The 776-nt window shown below is 64.9% G+C and carries 1 protein-coding gene; it reads right to left on the bottom strand.

Annotated features, from left to right (window positions below; translation table 11 throughout):
- Positions 1–45 precede the first annotated feature (45 nt).
- Positions 46–744, bottom strand: coding sequence for a hypothetical protein (locus IEX78_RS10720; protein WP_188828759.1), 699 nt, complete (start codon positions 742–744; stop codon positions 46–48).
- Between the last annotated feature and the right edge of the window lie 32 nt (positions 745–776).

Genomic DNA, 776 nt, shown 5'->3' with positions numbered 1-776 from the left:
CCAAAAACCTCACTTTGGGAGCGCTGTGACGCGCTACGCCACCCATCAACATATCTTCAGCTCACGGTTGAGCACCCGCGCGAGCGAGGCCACCCCGTCGACGCCGAGATAGGAATCGACATACGGTTTCGTCAACAACACGGCACTCAGTTCGTTGAGTTCCGTGCTGCGTGAATCCCACATTCGCAGTCCGAAGGGGAACTTCCTCAGCTGCTCGCGGACATCAGCGTCCACGAGCCGCCTTGCCCACCCGACCATCTGTTCCTCGGTCGACAGCTCAGCGTATTCGCACGCTTCCGCGGTCATTCGCAGTGCGCTGTCGACCGGCAACGCGGTCGTCAGGTCGCCGCTGGTTGCCACCCAATACGTCGGAACAAGCCCAACCGAGCGCTGGCCGAGGATGCCGTGCCCGCCCGGATCGGTCCCGATCGACATGCCCGCTGGACGGTACGGGTCCGAGATCAGCGCGCACCCGACGATCTCGACACTGTGCGACGAATCACCGCACACTTGGGCGGCGACGTCGCCAACAATCGCGGCCCCCTGGGCGTATCCGGCGAGTACTACCGGCCCGCTGCGGCGAGCGAGTTCGCTCAGCAACGCGGTGCGTGCGGTCGTTCCGATGCCGGAATTGCCAAGCAGACGCGGTCGGAAGCGCGCCGGATCGAGGGCGGCGGCGAACGCACTGGTGACGCGGTGACGCGGCGAAGCCCAGCTCGCGCCCATGATGAGCACATCGATCATAAAAGCGCCACGATCGGGGCCAATTCCCCGCG

This window comes from Nocardia camponoti, assembly GCF_014646135.1.
GTDB lineage: Bacteria > Actinomycetota > Actinomycetes > Mycobacteriales > Mycobacteriaceae > Nocardia > Nocardia camponoti.
The sequence above is the reverse complement of the archived record's forward strand: the minus strand, read 5'-3'. Positions and strand labels throughout refer to the sequence as shown.

Excerpts from the sequence above, each read along its gene's own strand:
- IEX78_RS10720 (WP_188828759.1), bottom strand. The coding sequence starts at position 744 with ATGATCGATGTGCTCATCATGGGCGCGAGCTGGGCTTCGCCGCGTCAC.